This is a genomic window from Glaesserella sp., assembly GCF_041817755.1.
GTDB lineage: Bacteria > Pseudomonadota > Gammaproteobacteria > Enterobacterales > Pasteurellaceae > Glaesserella.
Map to the genome: position 1 here is coordinate 1 of NZ_JBGYBX010000049.1, position 24,899 is coordinate 24,899.

Sequence of the window (24,899 nt, forward strand, 5' to 3'; positions counted from 1 at the left end):
AAAAGAGGGGTAGGGGGAGATTTGATAGCAATGTCAAATTCTCTTATGAGCGAGAAGCAGTTCTGCCAAATCTCCCCTAACTCCTCTTTGCTAAAGAGGGGGATTTTTTCAAAACATAATAAAGAAGGAAACAAGAGAATGGCAGGTCATAGTAAGTGGGCTAACATTAAACACCGCAAAGCAGCACAAGATGCACAACGCGGTAAGATTTTTACCAAATTAATTCGTGAATTAGTGACTGCAGCAAAATTAGGCGGTGGTGACGTCAGTTCAAATCCGCGCTTGCGTGCTGCTGTAGATAAAGCATTATCTAGCAATATGACTCGTGACACTATCAACCGTGCAATCGATCGTGGTGTAGGTGGTGGTGACGATACCAATATGGAAACCAAAATTTATGAAGGTTACGGTCCGGGTGGTACAGCGGTCATGGTTGAATGTTTAAGTGATAACGCAAACCGCACAATCTCACAAGTACGTCCAAGTTTTACTAAATGTGGTGGTAACTTAGGGACTGAAGGCTCGGTCGGCTATTTGTTTAGCAAAAAAGGGTTAATTTTAATCGCAAGTGCGGATGAAGACGCATTAACTGAAGCAGCGATTGAAGCGGGTGCCGATGACATTCAACCGCAAGAAGACGGTTCATTCGAGATCTATACGGCATGGGAAGATTTAGGCACGGTTCGTGACGGTATTGAAGCCGCCGGTTTCAACGTTGAAAATGCAGAAGTGACGATGATCCCATCAACAACGGTAGATTTAGATGCAGAAACCGCACCGAAATTGTTAAAATTAATCGATATGCTTGAGGATTGCGATGACGTACAAAACGTTTATCACAACGGTGAAATCAGCGATGAGGTTGCTGCATTGCTTTAGTTAAATGAATAAAAAATAATCTCAAGTATTTTGCTTGAGATTATTTTTTTGAACTTTCCTGTTTTTTTTCTTTTCTAAAGAGTAGATTTTTTTAATCAACAAAAGGAAAAACAATGAAATTAATTAAATTACTTCCAACATTTGCAGCGGCTACTGTGCTTGCAGCTTGTTCAACGGTTTCTGATGTTGCATCTTCAACAGCAAATGCTGTGGGTAATGCGGGTAGTGTGGTTGTTGATGGCGCAAAAGCGGCTGGCGGAGCGGTTGCTGATGGTGCTTCAGCGGTCGGAACAGCCGTATCTAATGGTGCGACAGCAGCAAAGGATATGGTAACAGGTTCAAAAACTATCGCTTATACTTGTAGTGTAAACGGCAAAACAAACCAACCTGTTTCAGCAGTTTATACTTTTAACAACGGTGAAGCTTCAACGGCAACTGTAACGATCAATAAAAAAGTCGTTGGTAAAAATCTGAAAGTAGATGCTACCTATAAAGACGGTGTGAAATTTATTTCAGGTACAAATGTATGGAGTTTAGATACCGGCTTTAATGCTAAAACAGCAGAAACAACCGTACCTGTAATGTTTACCGCAAATAATCAGATTCTTGCTAAAAACTGTACTGTTGCAAAATAATTTGATTATCTGATTAAGATTGACTATAAAGTGGGTTTGTGAATGGCAAATCCACTTTCTTTTTGGACATAAAATGGCAATTATCTTAGGCATTGACCCCGGTTCTCGTGTCACCGGCTATGGCGTTATTCGTCAAACCGGGCGACAGCTGGAATATCTTGGCAGCGGCGCTATTCGGACTGCCGTGGAGGATCTGCCGACCCGTTTAAAACGTATTTATGCGGGTATTACTGAAATCATTACTCAATTTCAGCCTGACATGTTTGCGATTGAGCAGGTGTTTATGGCAAAAAATGCGGATTCGGCGTTAAAACTGGGGCAGGCAAGGGGAACGGCGATTGTTGCGGCGGTGAATCACGATTTGCCCGTATTTGAATATGCGGCACGTTTAGTGAAACAAACGGTGGTCGGTATTGGCTCGGCGGATAAAGTTCAAGTACAAGAGATGGTAACCCGTATTTTACAGCTTTCGGACAAGCCGCAAGCCGATGCGGCGGATGCTTTAGCCATTGCGATTACCCACGCCCATTCCGTTCAGCATTCGTTAACCGTAGCAAAACAGAGCAGCCAAGCAGTATCGAGTGAAAAAGAGCAGATTCTTGCCTTGATGAAAACCCGCTACAGCCGAGGGCGGTTCAGATTGAAATAAAGGCACGGGTTACGCTGATCGGCTTCTTATATTATGCGCTGACAAGCGGTAAGTTTTGCTTTAAATTTTGCAAAATATAATCCATGGCAGATAATCCCGTCGAAAGCTTCTGGCGAAACAGATGTAACGCATTGGCATGGGCGGTGTAAATGACCTCATTAAGGTCGGGACCTTGTTTGATCGTCCATTGTTGTCCTGCGCGGGCGACGACATCCGAAATCGTCAGACGTTTGATTTCCGCACGAATATTGATCCAAAAATCAGCGTGGGGTTCCGATTGCGGATGGCGATGAATATTGGAGCCGAGCCAAACCAATGTGCCTTCGCCGACCGGATCTAACGTCACTAATATTCTCACCCGAAAGCCGTTATCGCGCAGTATGCGGGATAGATGTGCCGCATTCCAACCGCCCAAGCTGTGTCCGATGAGATAAATGTAATCTGTCGGTTTGAGTTTGGCGATGACATTTTTTTCAATATCTTCCGGTCGATAAATTCGGTTATAGCCGTAAGTATGGATAAAAATCCGCTCGGTAGAACCGAATTCTTTTTGTAGCGACAGCAAAAATTTCTGGCGGGCAAGATTGATATGGCGGAGCGGACCGATCAGGTAATAAGGTTCTTGGTCAGCGGCTCCGCCAATAAAAAAAATGTGGGCGTTCGGGGAAGTGAGAGACATATATCCTCCTCAATCAGGGGCGTCAACGCCCCGTTACCAACTTGGTTACAGGTTAAATGGCTGCGGTGACGACAATTTCCACTTTCCAATTCGGGTTAGCCAGTTTGGCTTCAATTGCCGCCCGTGGCGGTGAATTACCTACGGCAACCCATTCATCCCAAGCCCGATTCATTTCGTCAAATTCGATCATATTCGCCACGAACACTTGTGCCATGAGAATTCGGCTTTTGTCCGTTCCCGCCTCCGCCAGCCATTTGTCTATTTCGGCAAGCACTTGTTTGGTTTGCCCGTACATATCTTGTGAATCGTCTTCGGGGACTTGCCCGGCTAAGTAAGCGATACCGTTGTAAACCGCCATTTCAGACAGACGTTTACCGACTTGAAAGCGTTGAATCATCATATTCTCCTCTTAACAAGCGGTCGGTTATATCGGGAATTTTGCAAATTTCACCGCAAAACGGACCGCTTGTATGGTCGTTTAGTCTACTTTTACAATCCATCCGGCCGGTGCTTCAATATCACCGAACTGGATGCCGATCAATTCGTTATATAAGCGTTTGGTGATCGGACCGACTTCCGTTTCCGAATAGAAAACGTGGAAGTCGTCGCCGTTCTGAATTCCGCCGATTGGGGTAATCACCGCGGCCGTTCCGCATGCTCCCGCTTCGGCAAATTGAGCAAGTTGGTCAATATAAACATCACCTTCAATCGCTTCCATCCCTAAGCGCTCTTTCGCCAAATGGAGCAATGAATACTTGGTGATACTCGGTAGAATAGAAGGAGATGCCGGGGTAATGAATTTATTGTCTTTGGTAATACCGAAGAAGTTTGCTGCCCCCACTTCCTCAATTTTACTGTGGGTTTTCGGATCAAGATAAATGGCGTCGGCGAATTTACGCTCAACGGCTAATTCATGAGGTAGCAAGCTTGCCGCATAGTTTCCGCCGACCTTCACGCCGCCGGTGCCGTTTGGTGCGGCACGATCGTATTCTGAGACTAAAAAGTTCGCCGGCGATAAACCGCCTTTAAAGTAAGCTCCCACCGGTACGCAGAAGACGGAGAAAATATATTCGGGTGCAGGGCGGACTCCGATATTTTCACCTACGCCAATGACAAACGGACGTAAATAAAGTGTTGCGCCCGTACCGTAAGGGGCAAGCCATTCTTCATTCGCTTTAACCACCTCTTTACAGGCGCGGATAAACAATTCGGTCGGTACTTGTGGCATTAATAGACGGGAACAAGTCGTTTGCATGCGCTGTGCATTTTGATCCGGGCGGAATAAATTAATGGAACCGTCTTTACAGCGGTAAGCTTTTAGCCCCTCAAAACATTGCTGACCATAATGGAGTGCGGTGGAACCTTCGTTAATATGAAGGGTGTTGTCTGTCGTTAATTCACCGTTATCCCAAGCACCGTTTTTCCAGCGGGCAATAAAGCGGTAGTCGGTTTTTATGTAGGAAAATCCAAGATTTTGCCAATCGATATTTTTTGTCATTGTTGTGTTCCTTTTATAAAGCTTAAGGGATGATGTGCTTCTATTCTAAAGGAAATTGAGCGTGTTCGGCGGAAAAAATCATAATTTTTTAGAAAAAGCAGGCTTTTGGTAGGCAGGATTTTCAGATTCTGTTAGAATAGTGTGAATTTTAGAAATAAAAAAACCGCCCAAATCGGGCGGCAATTAAACCAAGATGGTTCAAAATATACAGGAAGTGAAACGAGTAACTTTCGTTACTCCAGCCTAGTTTCCTAGACCAATATGCAAACACAACATCATACTTAAAATTCAAAATAGCGTTAGACACTATTACTATCCATCTAAGTATGCGAAAATTTTAAAGATGTTAGACCAGTTAAGCAAACGAGATTTTTTTATTTTATTTATAAAAAAAAGTAATTAAATTACATTTTGCGCTTTATAACTCATTGTAAAATAAGATGAATAACAAGAAACTTCCCCCGCTAAATGCGCTGAAAGCGTTTGAATCAGCCGCTCGCCACTTAAATTTTACAAAAGCGGCGGATGAACTATTTGTGACTCAAGCGGCAGTCAGTCACCAAATTAAATTGCTTGAAGATTTTTTAGGCATTCAGTTATTCCACCGGCGTAATCGTCTTTTGGAATTAACGGAACTGGGTTTGCAGTATTTTGACGACATTCACCCGCTTTTAGCGCAAATTGTTAAAGCAACGGATAAAATTCGAGCGAAAAACAGCCGTCAAATTCTAACGATCAGCGTACCGCAAACCTTTGGTATGCATTGGCTTGTGCCGCGTTTAAATGATTTCCATGAAAAGTTTCCGGATATTGAAGTGCGGATTAAAGGTGTTGATCAAGATGAAGGGCAGCTGGGTAAAGAAATCGATGTTGCCATTTATTATGGTTCCGGCAAGTGGGAAAACGTAGAGTTCATTCGGTTGGTTGACGCGCCGTTAGTAGTGTTGGCTTCCCCGCGCTTTTTGGAAATAAACCCGCTCAATAGTTCGGAGGATCTAATCGGAAAAACGTTGTTACATGTGTTTAGCCGTAATAAATGGAGCAGAACGATTGAACATTTCGGCTTAAGTGACGCAATTAATGTTGAGGAAGGCGGGGTCATGTTTAGCCATACGTTTATGGCATTGCAGGCGGCGATGCATCATCAAGGCATTGCCATTGCCAATAAAACGTTAGCACAGCATGAACTGGAACAAGGTAATTTAATTGAACCCTTCCCGACGGGATTAAATGACGAAAAAGCATTTTATGTCGTCTTCCCGCCTCAAATGGCAGAAGTGGAAAAAGTGCGGCATTTTGTGGATTGGATTATTAAAGAAATTCGTTCCGTATAATATGAAAACGGCGTTTAAATATCTTTTAAACGCCGTTTTTTTAGATTATTTTTCTAGCGCTTTGGCGCCTATAACTCCTTTCCACTCTTCTTCTTTGTTATTTTCATTTTCAAATTTGGTTTTTCCTGTGAGGACTTCGCCGTTTCTTCCGTATAATCCGCCGTCAAATTCACCGGCAGGAACCTTACCGTTAAATAGTTTACCGAAGACTTTACCGTCCCAACCGACCGCGGTCGGGGCAAGCTCCCAATGTTTTCCTCTCTCTTTGCCATCGGCAGAAATCTGTAGGGACAGTGTTTTGTTTGTGTTGCTATAGATGCCTGAAACATCGGCAGTCAGCGCTTCCGTCGGAGTGGTTAAATAGAAATAGTGCATTTGCCCGGCATACTGCATATCCGCGGATGGCCGCCCTTTCTCATTTGGATCCATTTCATACGGCAATACGTGATAATCTTTAGCCTCTTTCCGATCATGGACTACGGCATAACCGTAATGGCCGAGTAATTGTCCTCTTTGATCTACCAAGGTATGAATCATGTGATCGTTTATCTTAACGTTACTATTAGCCGGTATCAGCTGTATTTCTTTTCCGTCGAGTTGAATATTCACCAAGTATGATGATGCACTACTATCCGCCCTAAAGGTTTCGGTAAACTTACCAAAAATTTCTTCATGTGATTTAATGCGGATGGGCTCGGAAGGTGCCGGTCCGTCGATCAGATAATAATCGTCAAAATCAGGCGGGAAGGAATCCGTTTGATCAATCACATTCGTCACAATCTCATCGGGCTTTTTCGGTGTTGTATCTTCAGTTAATGGTGGAGCGGTTTCTACCGGATTTGACGTTGGTTGAGGTTCATTTTCGCTCGGTTTAGGCGTGTTGTTTTCTTCTTTAGCGGTGGCGTTTTTTTCCGACTCGGACTGGCTTTGAGGCTTATCTTCACTTGGTTTAGGTGTGTTGTTCTCTTCCTTAAGGGCTTTGTTTTCGCTTAAGTCTGACGTGTTGTTTTGTTCTTCAGAGGTAGAGGCTTTTTCCGACTCGGGTTGACTTTGAGGCTTATCTTCGCTTGGTTTAGGCGTATTATCTTCTTCTTTGGCGGTGTCTTCCGATTGGTTCTGAGTGTTGTTTTCACCGGCTTTAGACGTATTGTCTTCTTTGGGTGTGGTTGAATTATCTTCGGTTTTCGGTGATTCTGTAACCTGGCTTGAATTAACCGGTGTAGATGCCGGTGCATCGCCACCACCGCAAGCGGTTAGAAAAACGGCTGAAAGTAAAGTTAAGCTCAATTTTGTAGGCATTCGCATTGTTGTTCTCCTATAAATGTGTATGGCGTGAGTGATTTGTTTACAAAATGTATAACAATGTATATTTTACAATAAGAAGTTTAAATCAATGAACAAATTTACATTATGGCAGTGTTTGTTTCGTTATTTGTACATTATTAAAGCGACTTCGGATGAACTTTTCTTCCAAAATCGCTTCAATACACTACTGCTTTTCAGCCGCTAGCACGCCGGACCACATATCGCTACGTGCGGTACCGATCAGATACTTTTGATCGTCGGCTCCCGTAGCAGAATCGATAAAGGTGATATCCATTGCAGCCTTTTCAAAGCCTTTTTGGAATTTCTGCTGATTATGATGCAAGTGAGCCTGGATAATGGCATTGCTTTCGGTCGGTTCGAGAATCAGCTGTTTGGTATCGCCACTAATTTCAAAGACAGTTTCATTTTCACCGAAATCCAAGTCAACGATACTGCCGGTCGCTTTGCCGTTTTCGAAGCGAATATCGACATTGCCTCTTTTGGTAATGCGTGCGGCAAAGTCTTGTACGTGGTAATTGGAACCGTAAAGGAATCCGTTTTCTTTTCGATAGGTAGCGGTTAAGTCGAGCGGAACGGACTTCGTTATCCGACTGTCGTCGATGACGGCAAAGTATTCGTTAAAGCGATCGCCGGCTTCAACGGTGAAATCACGCTGTGCATTGGCGTAATAGCCATAGAATACATTATCCGTCAGCAAATGAATCTGATAATCGGATTTCCCCTCCGTTCCGACACCTGTCAGTGTAATACTGCTGAGCGGAATTTCTTTTGCGGTTTTACGTTGAATAATGGGTTTCCCTCTGGTTTTGTCAAAGGCATCTTCAACCGTGGTAAATTCATTGACCGTCACACTTGGTACTTGTTGATTAAAGACGATATTGCCGAAGACGGTATAGTGTTTGGCATTGTCTTCCGCAATCTCGGGGTGCTTTTCGTCCTTCGGTGGCGTTGGGATAACTTCGTCGGTGTGAGGCGGTGTCGGGATTACCTCTTTTTCGTTGGGCGTCGAAGAGATCTCCGGCGTACTCGGTAACGCAGGCTGCGGAGATTCCGTTGCCTGCGGGCTTTGAGGGGCGGGCACAGGGGAAACCGATTCGGTCGGTACTTTCTGTGAAATTGGTTGGGCTGTCGGTGAGGAACCGCTTCCGCCGCCACAGGCACTTAATACAAATGTCGCTACTATGCTCATACTGAATTTGGTTGAAATCTTCATTTCAATACTCCTTAAAAAAACACACAACAAATAAAAAAAGAAAGGCATAAGCCATAAAATTTAAAAGGGTATTTTAGACTTTCTCACGAAAAACATGAGAAAATTTACATAAAAACGAGATGACTGACTATTTTTTATATCAAAAAGAATAAAAAAGTGAAAAAATCAGCTAAAATGGAATAATACAAGCGGTCGGAATATTGAAATATTTTGCAATATTGCTACGTATTGTGATGAGGAAAATAATGAAATACCAATGGATGCTTTTTGATGCCGATGAAACGCTATATTCGTTCAATTCTTATTTAGGGTTGAGTTCGATGTTAAAACGTTACGGTATTCACTTTACGGAACAGGATTATGAGGAGTTCCAAGCGGTGAATAAGCCGTTGTGGGTTGCCTATCAAAATAAAGAAATCAGTGCGGAAGAATTAAAATTTACCCGTTTTGCCAAGTTATCGGCACAAACGGGGCAGTGTGCGAATGTATTAAACCATCAATTAATGGAAGAAATGGCATTGGTCAGTTTACCGCTTATCGGTGTCGAATCGATGTTAAATCACCTGTACGGTAAGGTAAAGATGGGGATTATCACCAATGGGTTTAATGCACTGCAACAAAAACGTTTGGTCAATACGAAAACCGAGCGTTTTTTCGACATTGTGGTCACGTCCGAACATGTCGGCGAGGCGAAACCGGCTGCGAAAATTTTTGACTATGCCTTTGCCCGAATGGGCGAATTTGACAAATCAAAAGTATTGATGGTCGGTGATACATTGGCTTCGGACGTCTTGGGCGGTAATCAGGCGGGCGTCGATACCTGTTGGTTCAATCCGCACCGTCAACGTAATGAAACGGCTATTCGTCCGACCTATGAAATTCATGACATTTTACAGCTTGTTGATATTGCAAGCGGTAAGATTTAACCCGAAATTTGCAAAAAGTGGAGTCGCTATGAAATTACAACAATTGCGTTATATCGTTGAAATCGTTAATCAAAATTTGAATATTACGGAAGCGGCGGAAAGTCTCTATACTTCCCAACCGGGCATCAGTAAGCAAGTCCGTTTGTTAGAAAGCGAGTTGGGGGTAAATATTTTTGAACGGAACGGTAAGCACATTAAAGGGTTGACGCCGGCAGGAGAAAAAATCATTTCGATTGCCCGAGAATTGTTGGTTAAAGCACAGAGCATTAAATCGGTTGCAGAGGAGCAAACCCGACCGAATAAAGGGGTATTACGTATCGCAACGACCAATACTCAAGCGCGTTATATGCTGCCGGAGGTGATTAATAAATTTAAAGCCAAGTATCCGGAGGTAAGTTTACATCTTCATCAAGGCTCTCCGAATCAAATTTATGATGCGTTAATGGCAGGCGAAGTGGATTTGGCGATTACGACTGAAGCGCAGTATCTCTTTGAAAGTGCCGTACTGTTGCCGTGCTATATGTGGAACCGCTCGGTCATTGTGAAACCGGATCATCCGCTGGCGGCATTAGCGAAACAAAACCGCCGTTTAACTGTCGAAGAACTCGGGCAATATGATTTAATTACGTATACCTTTGGGTTTACCGGACGTTCCGATTTAGATCACGCATTTAATCGAGTGGGCATTTTGCCGAATATCGTCTTTACGGCGACGGATGCGGATGTGATTAAAACCTACGTGCGTTTAGGATTGGGGGTCGGTATTATGGCAACCATGGCGCATACCAAAGAAGATAAAGATTTAGTGGCAATCGATGCGAGCCATTTATTCCAATCGAGTATGACGCAAATTGCGTTTAAACGTGGTATGTTCTTACGTAATTATATGTATGATTTTATTCACTATTTTTCTCCGCATTTAACCAAAATGCAGGTTGAAAAAGCAGAGCAGATACGGGATAACAACGCCATTTTACGTTTGTTTGAAAACACGAAATTAGAGGAAAAATAATGAAATTGTTAGCAAAATTAGCATTAGTCGCAAGTGTTTCATGGGCAGGAATAACCGGCGCCATGGCTGCGGATTTTAATATCAAATACAGTTCGAATTATTTAATGCCGGCATACGTGCATTTCAAAAATGACGGCAAACAATATTCGATTGTATCTAAAATCAACGTACCGCTGTATAACATTGTGTTTACGTCAAAAGGCTATGAACGGAATAACCAATTTCACTTATTGAGTTATAAGGATATTCGTAATGATAAAAGCTATGCGATAGCGGAATTGGATTCCAGTACCATTCAATACGGAAAAGTCAAAGACCCCTTGAAAAAACAGCCGTTAACGTTGCCGACATTTGACTTGTTCACCTTAGCGTTTCAGCTCAGTTATTACGATAAATTACCGGACAGTTTCCAAACAACTAACGGTAAAAAGTTGTATCCGGCGGAAAACGTGGTGTTAAATAAAAGTCAAAAAAACGTCAAGGTGAAAGGAACGACTTATGAAGAAATTACTTACAAATTTAAAACCGGTGATAAATATATCACGGTGAAAAAATTTGTCGGCGAACAATTTCCACGCTACATCTCGTATAGCCGTGACGGTGATAATTACGAGCTGACATTCGACAGTTTTGTGAAATGAGCTCAAAAAAACCACAGCAAAGGCTGTGGTTTTTTTGTCTAAATCCGACTACGGTGTTCTACCCGAACATGAGTATGCTCAACCCCTTCTTGGTGTTCATAATCGTATTTAAATCCCCTTAATTTGACCTGAATGTTATTTTCTTGAGCGTAAACATTAGTGAAATCTTCTAATAACTCAAGAACGTCACTGGCAATGTAAAGCGCTCTTTCGGCATTAATCGTAATTTTAGAATTCGGTTGAATGTTTTTTAAGGTTTTCTTAATTGCCGCTTTGTTTAAGAAGGAAACTTCTTCGCCTAGTTCTAAAACGATTTCATCCGCTTCAGCCAACTCTTCACGGCTGAGATAGTAAGCGCGTTTCATGTTGCCGTGCAGAATAAACAGGATGCTGATCACCAAACCGAGTCCAACCCCCTTGAGCAAATCAAAAAATACGACGGCAATCATCGTGGCAACGAACGGAATGAATTGGTAAATCCCTTTATGCCAAAAATGGATATAGGTTTTAGGTTGAGTCAATTTGTAACCGACCAACACTAGTACGGCAGCCAAACTGGCGAGTGGAATTTGGTTTAATAATGTCGGAATGGAAAGGACGCAAACCAATAATAACAAACCGTGAATAATTGCCGACAGTTTGCTGGTTGCCCCGGCATTGGCATTGGCAGAGGAACGCACGATCACCGAGGTCATCGGTAAACCGCCGATAGAGGCTGCAATCATATTGCCAATGCCTTGTGCTCTTAATTCATGGTTGGTATCGGTAATCCGCCGACGCACATCAAGACGATCTGCCGCTTCAATCGACAGTAACGTTTCAATGGAAGCGACGACGGCAATAGTCAAGCCCGTTACCCATACAATACTATTGGTAAAGCCGCTGAAGTCCGGAAAACGGATTAGCCCTTCCGCCTCTTCCAACGAATGCGGTACGGGCAGCTGTACAAGTTGGCTGTTCGGAATAGCAAGCGAGCTGTTAAAGAAGATAAAAATATTATTTAACACAATCCCGACGGCGACGGCAATGAGTGCAGACGGGAGTAATTTCATTTTTTTCAAACGGGGAACGCTGTCCCAACTGATAATAATCGCCAAGGAAATAATAGCGACAATAAGCGATCCGAAATGGATGTTATCCAACGAACTTAAGGTCTCCTGTAATGACAAACTGCTACCGAAGGCATAAGGGAGCTCTTTGAAAATAATGATGACCCCGATCCCGGCAAGCATCCCTTCAATAACGGAAACCGGAATATAATTTGTGATACTGCCTGCACGTAAAAAGCCCAAAATTAATTGAATCAATCCGGCAATCAACCCTGCACACAGGAAAAGCTCAAAAGAGCCGAGTTGGGTAACGGCACTTAAAATAATTGCAGTTAATCCGGCGGCGGGACCGGATACGCTGATATGAGATGTACTGAGAAAACCGATAACCAAGCCGCCGACAATACCGGACAGAATACCGGAGAGCGGCGGTGCGCCGGAGGCTAAAGCAATACCGAGGCAAAGCGGTAACGCGACGAGAAAGACCACCAATCCGGAAGAAAAGTTTTGTTTCAGCAATTGTCCCTTGCTTTGTATACTGTTCATAATTACGCTCATTAAAAATAAATAAGAGAAGCTATTTTAGCCCGTTTCGAGACGGAAAAATTTGGTTTAAATCATGCTTTTTTCATTCAAGGATATTTTCCGCCTGCCGTAATTGTTCCCGTAACCCGCTTTGACGTTGGATGCTTGTTTTTACGGCATGTTTCCAGGTTTGTTCATCGCCGAATAAGGTGAACTTCTGTTTTGCACGGGTCACGGCGGTATAGAGTAACTCTTTGGTCAATACCGGGGATGTGGTCAGCGGCATGACCATCAGCGTGTGTTGAAATTCCGACCCTTGCGATTTATGTACGGTCATCACATAAGCCGGTTCATAACTCGGGACACGGCTCGGTGAGAGATGACGGTGCTCGTTGTCTTGCTGTTGCTCAAAATAAACACGTAGTTGCCCGTTTTCATCCGGTAGCATTAGTCCGATATCACCGCTGAATACGTGATTTTGCGGTGCGTTTTCCGTGATCAGGATGGGTTTACCGATATAACTCTCCCGACTCTGTTTAAAATGAATCAAACGCGCTCGCTGTAAGGCTTCGGCAATCGATTGATTTAGCTGTTCAACGCCCAATTCACTGACGCGTAAAGCCGACAGAAAACGCACTTGCTGAAAGGCGGCAAATATCGCTGAAACCGACACGTGTTGCGGCGATTTTTCCCGTTGTTTTACCAATGTTAAATAGTGCCGATAATGTTCGACGGCTTGCTGAACCACCAAATTGACGCAGTGTTGAACCCATTGGCGTTTTTCGGCAAATTCCGCCGTAGACGGATAAGTAATCCGTTGCAGATCGTGAAAATCGGTATTTGCAAAAATCTGCCAAGATCCGACCGCTTGTCTGGCATTAATTTCCGCCGCTAAGCGCCCGATACCGGATTGATCACTAAAACGATAACTGTGACGTAAATGGCACAAAGAATCGCATATCGCCGATACGTTCGGAGCAGTCGGATAAATCGGATAACCGGTGGTTTCCGTCAAATAGGTGCAGTGTTCGGCACGGTATCCCAATGTAATGAGCTCGCCCAATTCACCCATCATGTTACCCGCTTCAACGGAGGCAAGCTGATCTTTATCGCCCAATAAAATCAGGCGGGTAGCAGGTTTCAGTGCCGCCAATAATTTATCCATCACGAATAAGTCGATCATGGATGCCTCATCGACAACCAACACATCCAAATGTAGTGGGTTTTTGGCATGATGACGGGGTGTGTCGCTGTGTGCATGCATGCCGATTAAGCGGTGAATCGTTGAGGCGTTTGTCGGCACGACCTGCTTTAATGTCTCCGGTAAATCAAGGCTGAGCAGGCTTGCCGAAATGGATTCTTTTAAACGGGCGGCGGCTTTTCCCGTCGGTGCGGCAAGGGCGATATTGAGCGGCGGGCGCTCCTGTTCCGACTGTTTCAATTGCAAGGCTGCCAGCAACATGGCTACGGTGCGGGTTTTTCCGGTACCCGGTCCGCCCGAAATTAAGCAGAAACGTTTTTTCAATGCGGTCGCCACGGCAACCTGTTGCCAATCGGTTTGCGGTTGAGGTTGAAATAATGTGGATAAGATACGACGATTCAATTCAATATTTGTATTTTTTGACTCGGAACCGACCGCTTGTATCAAATAGCGGGCAAGACGGTTTTCCGCTTGCCAATAGCGATAGAAATAGAGGCGGTTATGTTGAAACAGCAAAGGGGCTACTCGATCGGGTGAGTCGCTGAAAGCAATATGATTTTGCAACGCCTCTTGCCATGCAAGCGGTGTGATTCCGTCAATTTTTTGCAATATTTCCGCCGAGAAATGTCGATCGGAGGCAGGGGCATTTAAGCGGAAAAGCTCATCGATATTGAGCGTGTCTAAACGTACGCAGCTGTTTCCCTGCATAGAGTAATAAGAGACCAGCGCACTTAAGAGAACGGCTAAGTTTCGTTGTTGACGGGTATAGCCGTAAGGTTGCTGTTTGTTGTCAATGAATCGGGCAAACTGATAATTCAGTTCTGAAATCAAATTTGCGTTTTTGAGATTGTGCAGGAGTTGTAGCATAACGAAAATCAGGCATATCGGAGCGCAGTAACAGAAAGAGAAAAATCCACGCAAAGGCGTGGATTTTTTTATATCATTTAAGCTTATTCAACACTTAAAATACGGCAAGTATTGGTACCGCCTTCTCTTAATTCGCTACCGTGAGTTAACAGAACGAGATCACCGGTCATCAAATAGCCTTGTTCTTTTAATAACGCGATCGCGGTTTTCGCACCGTCAATCGTACGGCTGTCTTGATCGTAATAAACCGGTGTCACGCCGCGGTATAATGCGCAGCGGTTTAGTGCACGTTCGTTACGGGAGAGAGCATAAATCGGTAACCCCGAGCTGATACGGCTCATTAATTTTGCCGTTTCGCCTGAGTTGGTTAAGGCAACAATCGCCGCCACGCCTTCTAAGTGGTTTGCGGTATACATTGCCGACATGGCGACCGCTTCATCAATGGTTTCGAATTTGCCTTCCATACGATGGCGTGACACGTTGATGCTCGGCATGGTTTCCGCCCCTAAGCAGACTTCCGCCATAGATTTCACTGTCTCAACCGGGTAATCCCCGTTTGCCGTTTCGCCTGAAAGCATGACCGCATCAGTACCGTCTAGCACTGCGTTCGCAACGTCCATGACTTCCGCACGGGTCGGCATTGGTTTTTTGATCATGGATTCCATCATTTGTGTTGCAGTAATTACAACACGGTTCAATTTACGTGAACGACGAATTAATTTTTTCTGAACGCCGACTAACGCAGCATCACCGATTTCAACACCTAAGTCACCACGGGCAACCATGATAACGTCTGCACCTAAGATAATGTCGTTCATCGCTTCTTCGGTCGCAACGGTTTCGGCACGTTCTACTTTTGCCACGATTTTGGTTTCTAAACCCGCTTCTTTCGCCAATTGGCGTGCGTAGTTTAAGTCGGCGCTGGATTGCGGGAAGGAAACCGCTAAGTAATCTACGCCGATTTTTGCCGCAAGTTTGATATCTTCTTTATCTTTGTCGGTTAATGCCGGTGCAGACAAGCCGCCGCCTAATTTATTGATTCCTTTGTTGTTGGATAACGGGCCGCCGACAGTGACTTCGGTGAAGACTTTCGCGCCGTCAATCGAAAGGACTTTTAATTGCACGTTACCGTCGTCTAATAATAAAATATCGCCCGGTACGACATCGTTTGGTAGGTTTTTATAGTCAAGCCCTACGGATTCTTGTGTACCTTCACCTTTCGGAAGGTTGGCGTCTAAGGTAAACTTATCACCGATATTTAAGAAAATTTTGCCGTCTTTAAACGTAGACACACGGATTTTCGGACCTTGTAAGTCACCTAAGATGGCAACGGTTTTGCCTAAACGTTTGGCAATTTCGCGGACTTTTTCCGCACGACCGATATGATCTTCAGGTACACCGTGAGAGAAGTTCATACGAACCATGTTTGCACCGGCGGCGATGACTTTTTCAAGCGTATTGCCACGGTCTGTTGCAGGACCCATTGTACAAACAATCTTGGTTCTTCTGAGTTTACGAGACATTATTAATTTACTCCAAATTGATTATGAAAATAGAAATCTTTGATTGTGTTGCTTGCAACTACAAAAAACGGCGTGCATTATACGCCCAATTTTGATGAGTTTAAACAACTGATATGAGGTAGAGGATGAATATTTGGATAATGCGTCATGGGGAAGCGGGGTTTAATGCAAAAACTGACAATGAAAGAACATTAACCGACTTCGGAAAAGCGATGGCGTTTAAGCAAGGAGAGTGGTTGGAGGAACGATTTATAAATCAGGGAATTAGTTTGGATAAAATATTAATCAGCCCTTATTTACGTACCCAACAAACGGCGGACTACCTGTTTAAGGGAATGCAAGCGGTCGGATCTGTGCAAAGTTTTGCAAATATTAGTGAAACGTGGGATGGCATTACGCCGACCGGTGATTTGGATAATGTCTTAAATTATTTGCATTTTTTACGGGATGAAGGGGCGAGGAACGTTCTGATTATTTCGCATTTGCCGTTGGTATTCGATTTGGTTCAGGAGCTGACGAATTATCGGGAACGGGTGCACTTTTATCCGGCGGTGATTGCGGAAATGGCGTGGGAAACGAAATATGCCGAACTGACGGATGTCTCCATGCCGTAAGCGTTTAATAATAGGAATTTTTCGCCGTTGGGGGAGGGGAAGTGTGAGAACACAGTCCGAAGTGTACTTGAGTCGCGCGAGTTCGGATATTGATGAACGTACCGCCGGTTTTTTAGCGAAATTTGCCGATTCGTTTTTCCAATGGGCGAAATAAGGATTCACTCATGAGTGTCGATAAAATTTTAGCCAAGACGAAAGATGTGGGCGGGATTCCCGTGGCACGTCTATTACCGCAACCACAACGTAAAACCGTCGGAGCGTGGTGTTTTCTCGATCACGCAGGCCCTGCGGAATTTGAAGACGATTCATTAGGACTGCAAGTCGGTTTGCATCCGCATACGAATTTGCAAACATTTACTTGGATGTTAAAAGGCGAAGTGTGGCATCAGGATAGCTTGGGGAGCCGCCAGCTGATTAAGCCGAAACAAGTCAATTTAATGACGGCGGGAACCGGTTCTAAATACGGGATTAGCCATACGGAGCAAACACCAGAAGGTATTCATGATTTACATGCGGTACAACTTTGGATTGCGTTGCCGATGAATCAAGAGATTAAACCGAACTTTGAACACTATCCCGAGCTGCCGGAATGGTGCGAAAACGGCATTCGCTATATTCTCACGACGGGCAGCTATTCAGGGCGAAAAGCCCCGACCACGCAATTCAGCCCGCTGGTCGGTGTGGATATGCAATTTAAGCAGACTCAGCCGTTTGAAATAGAGACGATTCCGACCTTTGAATACGGTATCTTAGTCTTAAAAGGTGAGATCAAGGTAAATGGTGTGAGTTATCAAACCGATGAACTTGCGGTCTTATTCGATTGCCAACATGCTACCGGTGAATTAGACCTTTGGGCGGCGGAAGGCACACATATTATGTTACTTGGCGGTGAGCCGCTTCCGCATCCGACGGTCATTTGGTGGAACTTCGTGGCGGATAGTGTACAAGCCTTGGAAGAGGCGGTGAATGACTGGAATAACGGTCATGCGCGCTTTGGCGATATTAATTTGGACGGTACGGTATTACAACGTTTACCTGCACCCAACGTGCCAAGATCGCTGAAAGTATAGGCTTGTTTTTTTTCGCGAATCGGAAAGATAATTTCAATCGTTGAGTACCGGGGCGTAAGCCCCTTATTTTTTTGAGGTAAAAATATGGCTGCAGAAGGTGCAAGTCAATTAGTCAGTGTGGTTACACTTTTAGGCGCGGCAATTATTGCCGTTCCGCTTTTTAAACGTTTGGGGTTAGGCTCGGTGTTAGGATATTTAGCCGCAGGATTAGCGATCGGTCCTTTCGGTTTAAAACTTTTTTCTGATCCGCAGGCGATCATTCACGTTGCCGAATTAGGTGTCGTGATGTTTCTGTTTATCATCGGTTTGGAGATGAAACCTTCTCATTTATGGGGACTGCGTCGTCAGATTTTCGGTTTAGGCAGTATGCAAGTGGTCGTTTGTGCGATTCTGCTGACCTTTGTCGGTATGAGTTTTGGTTACTCTTGGCAAATCTCTTTTATCGGTGGGGCGGGGTTTGTATTGACGTCTACGGCGATTGTGATGCAAGTCTTGAGCGAAAGGGGCGATATTGCCAGTCCTCGTGGTCAGCGAATGGTTTCCATCTTACTTTTTGAAGATCTGATCATTGTGCCGTTATTAGCTATTGTGACTTTTTTAGCGCCAACGGATCCGAATCATATTGCCGATACGCAGCCGATTTGGCAGAAAATCGGTATTGCTGGGCTGTCGGTGACGGCATTAGTCGTAGTGGGAATTTGGGTACTCAATCCGATTTTCCGTATGTTAGCTAAAACCAGAATTCGTGAGTTAATGACGGCAGCGGCACTTTTTGTTGTGTTGGGTTCGGCATTATTGATGGAAGAGGGCGGATTATCCACGGCAATGGGCGCTTTCGTGGCCGGGGTGCTACTTTCCGAGTCAAGTTTCCGTCATCAATTGGAAGCGGATATCGAACCGTTCAGAGGATTATTACTTGGTTTGTTTTTCCTCGGGGTGGGCATGGCATTGGATTTGAACGTGGTTTTTGATAACTGGGTGCTCATTTTGTCAGCCGTTCTTGCCATGATGACGGTAAAATCACTCTGCATTTTAATCATTGCCAAATTAGCCAAAAGCAGCACCGGTGATGCGATGGATAGAGCGGTCGTGATGGCACAGGGCGGCGAGTTTGCTTTTGTGTTATATGCGGCTGCGGCGACACAAGGGGTGATTTCTGCAGAAATTCAGGCAAATCTGACCGCTATTGTCGTGCTTTCAATGATTTTTGCTCCGATTACGATCATTTTACATAATAAATTCGTGGCGCCACGTTTTGCGAATAAAGCGGGAGAACGTGCTGATGATCATATTGAAGAACAACATCCGATTATCTTAGTGGGTATCGGTCGTTACGGTCAAATCGTCAATCATATTCTAACGATGTCCGGTTATCATCCGACGATTATCGATCTCAACGAATCTCAAATCGAAGGGGCGAAAAAGTATGGTATTAAAAGCTATTACGGCAATGCAACCCGCCCCGAACTACTGCACAATGCAGGGATTGAAACGGCGGAATTATTGATTGTCGCCGTAGACGATAAACATCAAGCGACGCATATTGTCGAGCTGGCTCGTTCAATGAACCCGAATATCAAAATTATCGCCAGGGCATACGACCGCGTTCACGTCTTCGAACTTTATAAAGCGGGAGCCGACAAACAAGTACGTGAAACCTTTGATTCTGCCTTACGCAGTGGGCGTGCCGCATTAAAAATGCTCGGTATTGAGGAAGAGGTGGCGGATGAAATTTGCGATTATTACTTCGAGCGTGATCGTCATCGAGTGAAATTAATGGCGGAAGTCTATGATCCAAAATTGGAACTCTTTAAGAATGAAGAAATGCGAAAAATTGCATTAGCCGAAGATCAGGAAACGATGCTTGAAATTCAAAATATCTTGGAAAGAGCAAGAGAAAATAAAGAATCGGGCTTCTTCGGTTCTTCGCAATAACCAAACAAGCGGTGCTTTTCCATGAAAATTTTGCAAATTTTCGGCATAGTAGACAAAATTGAGTCTATTTTCCTACTCAACCGGCCATAGTAGACATTTTTGAGTCTGCTATGGCTTTTTTATTAACAGTGTCGATGGATAAAATCCTTTAAAAACATCATCTTATTGCTATCTGAAAGCCCTGCATGAGCAGATAATTTACTCTTCATTTCCTTAAAAAATGACTCTAAACGATTCGTTGTCTTTGGTATGTTTAATGTAGCATATTCTTGGTAAATAAAGAGATATTCCATATTCCGTTTTAAACTCCAATATGCACTTCGTAACGTGCGATGTTTAAAGCGTTTGGGATTGACATCGGAGCGTTCGTTAAAGAACTCGCTGTAAGCCTTCAGCCACTGCTTTAATGCCTCACGAAATGTTTCTTTTGTATGTGATTTTAAGCGGTAACAGAGTTTCAATAAGGCTTGACCCGCTTCTGATTTAGGCTTTTTCGTCAAATAGAAAATCGCTCTTCCAATTTGATGAAAATGGCACATTTGTGTGGGTATTTGAGGATAAGCGTTCAATAAACCTCGACGACCATTACAAGTAATAGATTGAATTTTAATGCCTTTTTTAATAAGTTCATCAATCGCTTCAACATAATAAATATTTTTCTCAGCCGGAATAAAACGAGAATAAATGGGCTGTTTAGAGAGGGAATCCATCAGGATAAGTACAGCAAATCGACGTTTAAAATGTGTCGTATCCATAATGATATTAACCACGGCAGGTAGCGGTTTAGGCTCTGCTTTTCGCGCTTTTTGAATATGGCGTTGGATAGTACGAACGAAGCAACCAAACTCCTCGGCAAGTTCTTGATAGGTTTGCTTTTTAGAGGAATATTTAAACCAAATATTTTCTGAGTTTAGTCGCATAGATGCAACAAAATTGCGCTGACAATCAAGGCATTTATAACGTTGAATACCATTGATTTTGCCATACTTCTTGAGATGATTTGATGAGCAGAAAATGCAATTTTTTTGTCATTTTTATAAAAAGTGGGTTAAAGCCTTATAGTACAAGGTTTCAACCCACTTTGCAGACTCAATTTTGTCTACTATGCCAAATTTTCCAACGAAAAGCACCGCTTGTCTTTGCTTGAAAGGTTATTTCAACTCCCTTGCCCCTTGATTATCCACCTTACAAATATGAATAAAGCCTTCATTGTTTTGCAGATAATCTTTTTCAAGGTAAGCGACCAGTTTTTGAGCGTGCTCTAAGTCTGGTGCAACGGCGAACATCGTTGGGCCTGAACCCGAAATACCCACCGCTAACGCCCCCAAATCTTTACAACCTTGGCGGACTTCGGCAAAGTTTGGCAGTAACGACTCACGATACGGCTCAGCAATAAGATCTTTCATCATAATTGCGGCAAGTACATCTTGACGAGTGTGGCAAGCGTGAACGAAAGAGCCTAAATAGCGAGCTTGTGAGATCATCTCTTGGCGTGTATAGCTTTTTGGCAAGATCGCACGGGCTTCTGCGGTGGAAACTTCAATCCCTGGATACGCCAGCACCCAATACCATTCGTCAAAGAACGGGATAGGTTGGCAGATATTGCCGAGAGATTGAGTCATCAGTTGCAAACCGCCTAAATAGCAAGGTGCAACGTTGTCGTAATGGATTGAGCCAGAAATTCTACCCTCTAGCTCGCCCATCATTTCCAACAATTCCATTTTTGAAAACGGTTCATCGTGGAATTTATTCAGTGCTACGAGTGCAGCCACAATTGAGCAAGCACTTGAGCCTAAGCCTGAGCCAATCGGCATATTTTTCTCAAGGGTCAAGCGTAGATTTTTCACCACACCACCACGCAATTTCAAGCGCTCGCTAAACAGCACATAGGCTTGATAGACGATATTTTTTTGCGGTTCTTTCGGCAGTTTACGCACAAAATAACCGACACTTTCCAACTCAAACGGTTGATCACACTCTTCGATTTGTACTACGTCACCGAGTAATGAACCGTCTATCGGCGAAATGGCGGTGCCGAGTGAGTCAAATCCGACACTTAAATTCGCACTTGAGGCAGGGGCATAAATTCGTAATGTCATCGCCTTTTCCTTATTTCAGTGTACGCAAAATATCCGCAAAAATACCTGCTGCAGTCACATCATTACCTGCACCGTAGCCACGCAGTAACAGTGGAATCGGGCTGTAATAACGGGTGTAGAAGGCAAGGGCGTTTTCACCGTTTTTTACTTTATACAGCGGATCGTCGCCGTTCACTTCTTTGATTGCGACACGGCATTTGCCGTTTTCAATCACACCGACATAGCGTAACACATTGCCACAAGCGGTCGCTTTTTCCACGCGTTTTGCAAATTCAGCATCAAGTTCTGGCAACATCGCTAAAAATTCCGCTGCAGTTTTACCTTCAGAGAAACCTTTTGGTAAAACACCTTCCACTTCAATATCTTCCAGCTCTAATGGGTAGCCACACTCACGTGCTAAAATTAACAGTTTACGAGCCACATCTTGTCCTGATAAATCATCACGAGGATCAGGCTCAGTAAAGCCTTTCTCTTTAGCAATGGTGGTTGCTTCAGACAAACTTGAACCTTCTTCTAATTTACCGAAAATGAAAGAGAGCGAGCCGGATAAAATGCCTTCAAATTTTTCTACTTCATCACCTGCTGCAAGCAAATTTTGCAAGTTTTCAATCACAGGCAAACCTGCACCCACATTAGTTTCATATAGGAATTTATGTTGGCTCTGACGAGCATTTTCACGCATTTCTTGATAGTACGCATAGCTTGAGGTATTCGCTTTCTTATTTGGTGTAATCACGTGGAAGCCTTCTTTTAATGCACGAGCGTAAAGGTTTGCTACCGATTGTGCGGTGGTGCAATCGACAAATACGGGATTCACAACGTGATGTAATTTGATAAACGACAGTAACACATCAAAGTCAGATGGTTGAGTTGCCGACTCTAAATCCGCACGCCAGTTATCAAGACTTAAACCGTTTTCATTGAGTAACATTTTGTTCGAGTTGGCCAACGCACACACACGGATTTCAATATCCTTCTTTGCGAGGTACTCCTTTTGTGTTTTGAACTGTTCGATCAATTCGCCGCCGACACCGCCAACACCGACTAAAAAGACATCAACCACTTTTTTGTTATTGAATAACGCTTTATGCGTTGCTTTAACCGCTTCAATCGCTTTATTTAACGGCACGACGGCAGAAATTGAACGCTCGGACGAACCTTGTGCAATCGCCACAATGCTGATATTTGCTTGAGCAAGAGCAGAGAAGAAGCGAGCCGCAATCCCTTTCGCTGTACGCATACCGTCACCAACGACGGATACGATAGAAAGGTCTTTAATCACTTCCACAGGATCTAATAAACCTTCTTTGAGCTCTTGGGCAAAAGTATTGTTTAACGCACAGAGTGCTTTTTCTACGGCTTTTACCGGCACACAGAAGCTAATACTATATTCAGAAGAAGATTGTGTAATTAAGTTCACGGAAATACCCGCTTGTGACATTGCGGTAAACACACGGGCTGCCATACCGACCATACCTTGCATACCTGAGCCTGATACGTTGAACATTGCAACATTATCTAGGTTCGTGATCCCTTTTACTTTTAAGTTATCGTTGACCACGTTACCGTCAATGATTGTGCCCGGCGCATCCGGATTATGGGTATTTTTGATTAAGCACGGAATATTTAACGGGACTAACGGACCAATGGTGCGAGGGTGGATGACTTTTGCCCCGAAGTAAGAAAGTTCCATCGCTTCTTGATAGCTCATTGACTCTAAGCAGATCGCATCCGGCACTAAACGCGGATCGCAAGTGTAAACACCGTCTACGTCCGTCCAAATTTCGCACACGTTCGCTTTTAAGCAAGCCGCTAAACACGCCGCAGAGTAGTCGGAACCGTTACGACCAAGTAACACTAATTCGCCTTGTTCGTTACCTGCGGTAAATCCCGCCATTAACACTACGTTTTTCTTTGGAATAGAAAGGGCTTCAATGCGTTTGGTGGATTCGGCAATATCCACAGAGGATTCTAAATAGCTCCCGTGTGCTAATAATTTTTCGACAGGATCAATGCGAGTGACTTCATAGCCTTTCGCCTCAAACCACGCTTTCATCATAGCAATCGACAATTTTTCCCCACGGCTGTGAACTGTTGCGCTGACATTGTCCGGGCAGAATTTATTTTTAGCCGCTTCGGCAGCGATGTTACAGATGTCGTCTAATTCCGCTTTGATAAAGGCACTTAATCCTTCACGGTCAAAATTATTATTGACGGCATATAATCCGTTGATGATGTTGTTGAAAATGTCGGTGGCTTCGGTGAGATGAGATTCGTAGGGTTCGCCGGCTTGGGCTTTATCGACAATGGCGACAAGATGGTTAGTGATTTTAGCGGGGGCGGATAGTACGCCTGCGGCTTGATCTGCCAAATGTGCCTTTTCGATGATGTCGGCAGCTTGTAAAAAGCGTTCCGGATTGGCTAAAGATGTGCCTCCAAATTTTAGAACTCGCATAGTTTCTCCTGAAGATAATTGTTTAATGTTTGCAAATTTTGTTACAAAAAAACCCGCTTGTTAAAGCGGGTTTCGGTGAATTTTGTTCCGTTTTCTAGCCACGAACACCCGCACTATGTTGGCACATAATGGTAATCATCGTGGTAATGGTTGTCATAGAAAAACGGTTCATGGTTAATCTCTAAAAATTAAGCGTGAAAAACGGGTGGAAGAATCGTCGAAAACGTTTGCTTTGTCAAATGGTTTTTTATCGAAAGTTCACTCTTTTCCTTTTAACAAGGCAATAATCTCTTTTAGTGCGATAATTTCCTCATTCTTTTGAGCTAACATCTCATCTTTATGGGCAATAGTGAGTTTTAATTTTTCGATTTCGGTAGTGAGATTTTCGTTGTTTCCATAATAGTTTGTATTGTTGCCATTTTCATTCATTAAAAGGAAAACACCTTTCCCTTCACTATTCATCAGTTCCAATACATCAATATTAAAAATTTGAGCGATTTGTTCAAGTTTATGCAAATTGAGCTTGGTTTCACCACGTTCAATTTTGGCGTAACCGTTTGTGGACATATTCATTTTTGCCGCCATTTCTTCTTGTGACCATTGCTTCATTTCTCGCACCATACGGATTTTCTCATTGACACTCACAAATCATTCCTCTCTCTATTTTTCTACCCACAAATTGAGTAGGTTTGCCACACAGTTTGTTGTTAGTACAACATCAAGACTACTCTTAAAATAGTTCGCATTTTACACATATTTTAATTAAATA

21 protein-coding genes and 1 pseudogene are annotated in these 24,899 nt (G+C 43.7%); 10 read left to right on the forward strand and 12 right to left on the reverse strand.

Going from position 1 to position 24,899, the window contains the following annotated elements; translation table 11 throughout:
• Positions 1–138 precede the first annotated feature (138 nt).
• From ACEYKX_RS07150 to ruvC, 3 genes are all read left to right on the forward strand, one after another.
• Positions 139–879, forward strand: a complete 741-nt coding sequence (locus ACEYKX_RS07150) for a YebC/PmpR family DNA-binding transcriptional regulator (RefSeq protein ID WP_373767725.1) — start codon at positions 139–141, stop codon at positions 877–879.
• Positions 880–992: 113 nt separating this feature from the next.
• Positions 993–1,514 (forward strand): Holliday junction resolvase, encoded by a 522-nt coding sequence (locus ACEYKX_RS07155; protein WP_373767726.1) that lies wholly within the window; start codon positions 993–995, stop codon positions 1,512–1,514.
• Positions 1,515–1,587: 73 nt separating this feature from the next.
• Complete coding sequence (ruvC, locus tag ACEYKX_RS07160) at positions 1,588–2,163, forward strand: crossover junction endodeoxyribonuclease RuvC (RefSeq protein ID WP_373767727.1); 576 nt, start codon at positions 1,588–1,590, stop codon at positions 2,161–2,163.
• Between the two features lie 31 nt (positions 2,164–2,194).
• Here ruvC and ACEYKX_RS07165 read toward each other — a convergent pair whose 3' ends face one another.
• From ACEYKX_RS07165 to ACEYKX_RS07175, 3 genes and pseudogenes are all read right to left on the reverse strand, one after another.
• Positions 2,195–2,842 (reverse strand): hydrolase, encoded by a 648-nt coding sequence (locus tag ACEYKX_RS07165; protein WP_373767728.1) that lies wholly within the window; start codon positions 2,840–2,842, stop codon positions 2,195–2,197.
• Positions 2,843–2,894: 52 nt separating this feature from the next.
• Positions 2,895–3,239 (reverse strand): RidA family protein, encoded by a 345-nt coding sequence (locus ACEYKX_RS07170; RefSeq protein ID WP_373767914.1) that lies wholly within the window; start codon positions 3,237–3,239, stop codon positions 2,895–2,897.
• An 81-nt stretch (positions 3,240–3,320) separates the two neighbouring features.
• Positions 3,321–4,343 (reverse strand): annotated as a pseudogene (locus tag ACEYKX_RS07175) (branched-chain amino acid aminotransferase); the annotation flags it as partial.
• Positions 4,344–4,780: 437 nt separating this feature from the next.
• Here ACEYKX_RS07175 and ACEYKX_RS07180 point away from each other — a divergent pair.
• Positions 4,781–5,674: a transcriptional regulator GcvA gene (locus ACEYKX_RS07180; RefSeq protein ID WP_373767729.1), complete on the forward strand. Its 894-nt coding sequence runs from the start codon at positions 4,781–4,783 to the stop codon at positions 5,672–5,674.
• A gap of 45 nt (positions 5,675–5,719) precedes the next feature.
• On the opposite strand, the gene ACEYKX_RS07185 is transcribed toward ACEYKX_RS07180, so the two are convergent.
• Both ACEYKX_RS07185 and ACEYKX_RS07190 read right to left on the reverse strand, forming a co-directional pair.
• A complete protein-coding gene (locus ACEYKX_RS07185) occupies positions 5,720–6,979 on the reverse strand; it encodes a hypothetical protein (protein ID WP_373767730.1) in 1,260 nt (419 codons plus the stop codon).
• Positions 6,980–7,163: 184 nt separating this feature from the next.
• Positions 7,164–8,213, reverse strand: coding sequence for a hypothetical protein (locus ACEYKX_RS07190; RefSeq protein ID WP_373767731.1), 1,050 nt, complete (start codon positions 8,211–8,213; stop codon positions 7,164–7,166).
• A gap of 245 nt (positions 8,214–8,458) precedes the next feature.
• On the opposite strand from ACEYKX_RS07190, the gene yjjG reads away from it, so the two are divergent.
• Genes yjjG through ACEYKX_RS07205 form a run of 3 tightly spaced genes read left to right on the forward strand, consistent with a single transcriptional unit; the run spans position 8,459 to position 10,792 of the window.
• Positions 8,459–9,139 (forward strand): pyrimidine 5'-nucleotidase, encoded by a 681-nt coding sequence (gene yjjG, locus ACEYKX_RS07195; RefSeq protein WP_373767732.1) that lies wholly within the window; start codon positions 8,459–8,461, stop codon positions 9,137–9,139.
• Positions 9,140–9,167: 28 nt separating this feature from the next.
• Entirely contained in the window at positions 9,168–10,151 is a 984-nt protein-coding gene (cysB, locus tag ACEYKX_RS07200) for an HTH-type transcriptional regulator CysB (protein ID WP_373767733.1), read from the forward strand.
• Entirely contained in the window at positions 10,151–10,792 is a 642-nt protein-coding gene (locus ACEYKX_RS07205) for a hypothetical protein (RefSeq protein WP_373767734.1), read from the forward strand. The genes cysB and ACEYKX_RS07205 overlap by 1 nt, the downstream gene beginning before the upstream one ends.
• A gap of 38 nt (positions 10,793–10,830) precedes the next feature.
• Here the strand turns inward: ACEYKX_RS07205 and ACEYKX_RS07210 are convergent, their stop codons facing one another.
• The 3 genes from ACEYKX_RS07210 to pyk all read right to left on the reverse strand — a co-directional run bounded on the left by ACEYKX_RS07210 (position 10,831) and on the right by pyk (position 15,957).
• On the reverse strand, positions 10,831–12,387 hold the full coding sequence (locus tag ACEYKX_RS07210) for a SulP family inorganic anion transporter (protein ID WP_373767735.1): 1,557 nt from the start codon (positions 12,385–12,387) through the stop codon (positions 10,831–10,833).
• Positions 12,388–12,469: 82 nt separating this feature from the next.
• Positions 12,470–14,434 (reverse strand): exodeoxyribonuclease V subunit alpha, encoded by a 1,965-nt coding sequence (recD, locus tag ACEYKX_RS07215; protein ID WP_373767736.1) that lies wholly within the window; start codon positions 14,432–14,434, stop codon positions 12,470–12,472.
• 83 nt (positions 14,435–14,517) lie between these two features.
• Complete coding sequence (pyk, locus tag ACEYKX_RS07220; RefSeq protein WP_373767737.1) at positions 14,518–15,957, reverse strand: pyruvate kinase; 1,440 nt, start codon at positions 15,955–15,957, stop codon at positions 14,518–14,520.
• Between the two features lie 125 nt (positions 15,958–16,082).
• Here pyk and sixA point away from each other — a divergent pair, with 125 nt between their 5' ends.
• From sixA to ACEYKX_RS07235, 3 genes are all read left to right on the forward strand, one after another.
• Positions 16,083–16,571, forward strand: a complete 489-nt coding sequence (gene sixA / locus ACEYKX_RS07225; protein ID WP_373767738.1) for a phosphohistidine phosphatase SixA — start codon at positions 16,083–16,085, stop codon at positions 16,569–16,571.
• A gap of 164 nt (positions 16,572–16,735) precedes the next feature.
• Positions 16,736–17,641 (forward strand): pirin family protein, encoded by a 906-nt coding sequence (locus tag ACEYKX_RS07230; RefSeq protein WP_373767739.1) that lies wholly within the window; start codon positions 16,736–16,738, stop codon positions 17,639–17,641.
• 84 nt (positions 17,642–17,725) lie between these two features.
• A complete protein-coding gene (locus tag ACEYKX_RS07235; protein WP_373767740.1) occupies positions 17,726–19,576 on the forward strand; it encodes a monovalent cation:proton antiporter-2 (CPA2) family protein in 1,851 nt (616 codons plus the stop codon).
• Between the two features lie 122 nt (positions 19,577–19,698).
• Here ACEYKX_RS07235 and ACEYKX_RS07240 read toward each other — a convergent pair whose 3' ends face one another.
• The 4 genes from ACEYKX_RS07240 to ACEYKX_RS07255 form a co-directional block, all read right to left on the reverse strand.
• Entirely contained in the window at positions 19,699–20,496 is a 798-nt protein-coding gene (locus tag ACEYKX_RS07240) for a hypothetical protein (RefSeq protein ID WP_373767741.1), read from the reverse strand.
• Positions 20,497–20,727: 231 nt separating this feature from the next.
• Positions 20,728–21,675 carry a homoserine kinase gene (gene thrB, locus ACEYKX_RS07245; RefSeq protein WP_373767742.1) on the reverse strand — a complete coding sequence of 316 codons (948 nt, stop codon included), beginning with the start codon at positions 21,673–21,675 and terminating at the stop codon, positions 20,728–20,730.
• 10 nt (positions 21,676–21,685) lie between these two features.
• Positions 21,686–24,130 carry a bifunctional aspartate kinase/homoserine dehydrogenase I gene (gene thrA, locus ACEYKX_RS07250; RefSeq protein ID WP_373767743.1) on the reverse strand — a complete coding sequence of 815 codons (2,445 nt, stop codon included), beginning with the start codon at positions 24,128–24,130 and terminating at the stop codon, positions 21,686–21,688.
• Positions 24,131–24,388: 258 nt separating this feature from the next.
• A complete protein-coding gene (locus ACEYKX_RS07255) occupies positions 24,389–24,775 on the reverse strand; it encodes a helix-turn-helix domain-containing protein (protein ID WP_373767744.1) in 387 nt (128 codons plus the stop codon).
• Positions 24,776–24,899 lie beyond the last annotated feature (124 nt).

What these genes read in the sequence shown, in the direction of transcription:
- ACEYKX_RS07190 (WP_373767731.1), bottom strand. Translation starts at nt 8,213, where the DNA reads ATGAAGATTTCAACCAAATTCAGTATGAGCATAGTAGCGACATTTGTA.
- ACEYKX_RS07205 (WP_373767734.1), top strand. Translation starts at nt 10,151, where the DNA reads ATGAAATTGTTAGCAAAATTAGCATTAGTCGCAAGTGTTTCATGGGCA.
- ACEYKX_RS07230 (WP_373767739.1), top strand. Translation starts at nt 16,736, where the DNA reads ATGAGTGTCGATAAAATTTTAGCCAAGACGAAAGATGTGGGCGGGATT.
- cysB (WP_373767733.1), top strand. Translation starts at nt 9,168, where the DNA reads ATGAAATTACAACAATTGCGTTATATCGTTGAAATCGTTAATCAAAAT.
- ACEYKX_RS07170 (WP_373767914.1), bottom strand. Translation starts at nt 3,239, where the DNA reads ATGATTCAACGCTTTCAAGTCGGTAAACGTCTGTCTGAAATGGCGGTT.
- ruvC (WP_373767727.1), top strand. Translation starts at nt 1,588, where the DNA reads ATGGCAATTATCTTAGGCATTGACCCCGGTTCTCGTGTCACCGGCTAT.
- thrA (WP_373767743.1), bottom strand. Translation starts at nt 24,130, where the DNA reads ATGCGAGTTCTAAAATTTGGAGGCACATCTTTAGCCAATCCGGAACGC.
- ACEYKX_RS07210 (WP_373767735.1), bottom strand. Translation starts at nt 12,387, where the DNA reads ATGAACAGTATACAAAGCAAGGGACAATTGCTGAAACAAAACTTTTCT.
- thrB (WP_373767742.1), bottom strand. Translation starts at nt 21,675, where the DNA reads ATGACATTACGAATTTATGCCCCTGCCTCAAGTGCGAATTTAAGTGTC.
- ACEYKX_RS07185 (WP_373767730.1), bottom strand. Translation starts at nt 6,979, where the DNA reads ATGCGAATGCCTACAAAATTGAGCTTAACTTTACTTTCAGCCGTTTTT.
- ACEYKX_RS07240 (WP_373767741.1), bottom strand. Translation starts at nt 20,496, where the DNA reads ATGCGACTAAACTCAGAAAATATTTGGTTTAAATATTCCTCTAAAAAG.
- ACEYKX_RS07155 (WP_373767726.1), top strand. Translation starts at nt 993, where the DNA reads ATGAAATTAATTAAATTACTTCCAACATTTGCAGCGGCTACTGTGCTT.
- ACEYKX_RS07235 (WP_373767740.1), top strand. Translation starts at nt 17,726, where the DNA reads ATGGCTGCAGAAGGTGCAAGTCAATTAGTCAGTGTGGTTACACTTTTA.
- pyk (WP_373767737.1), bottom strand. Translation starts at nt 15,957, where the DNA reads ATGTCTCGTAAACTCAGAAGAACCAAGATTGTTTGTACAATGGGTCCT.
- ACEYKX_RS07150 (WP_373767725.1), top strand. Translation starts at nt 139, where the DNA reads ATGGCAGGTCATAGTAAGTGGGCTAACATTAAACACCGCAAAGCAGCA.
- ACEYKX_RS07165 (WP_373767728.1), bottom strand. Translation starts at nt 2,842, where the DNA reads ATGTCTCTCACTTCCCCGAACGCCCACATTTTTTTTATTGGCGGAGCC.
- recD (WP_373767736.1), bottom strand. Translation starts at nt 14,434, where the DNA reads ATGCTACAACTCCTGCACAATCTCAAAAACGCAAATTTGATTTCAGAA.
- yjjG (WP_373767732.1), top strand. Translation starts at nt 8,459, where the DNA reads ATGAAATACCAATGGATGCTTTTTGATGCCGATGAAACGCTATATTCG.
- sixA (WP_373767738.1), top strand. Translation starts at nt 16,083, where the DNA reads ATGAATATTTGGATAATGCGTCATGGGGAAGCGGGGTTTAATGCAAAA.
- ACEYKX_RS07180 (WP_373767729.1), top strand. Translation starts at nt 4,781, where the DNA reads ATGAATAACAAGAAACTTCCCCCGCTAAATGCGCTGAAAGCGTTTGAA.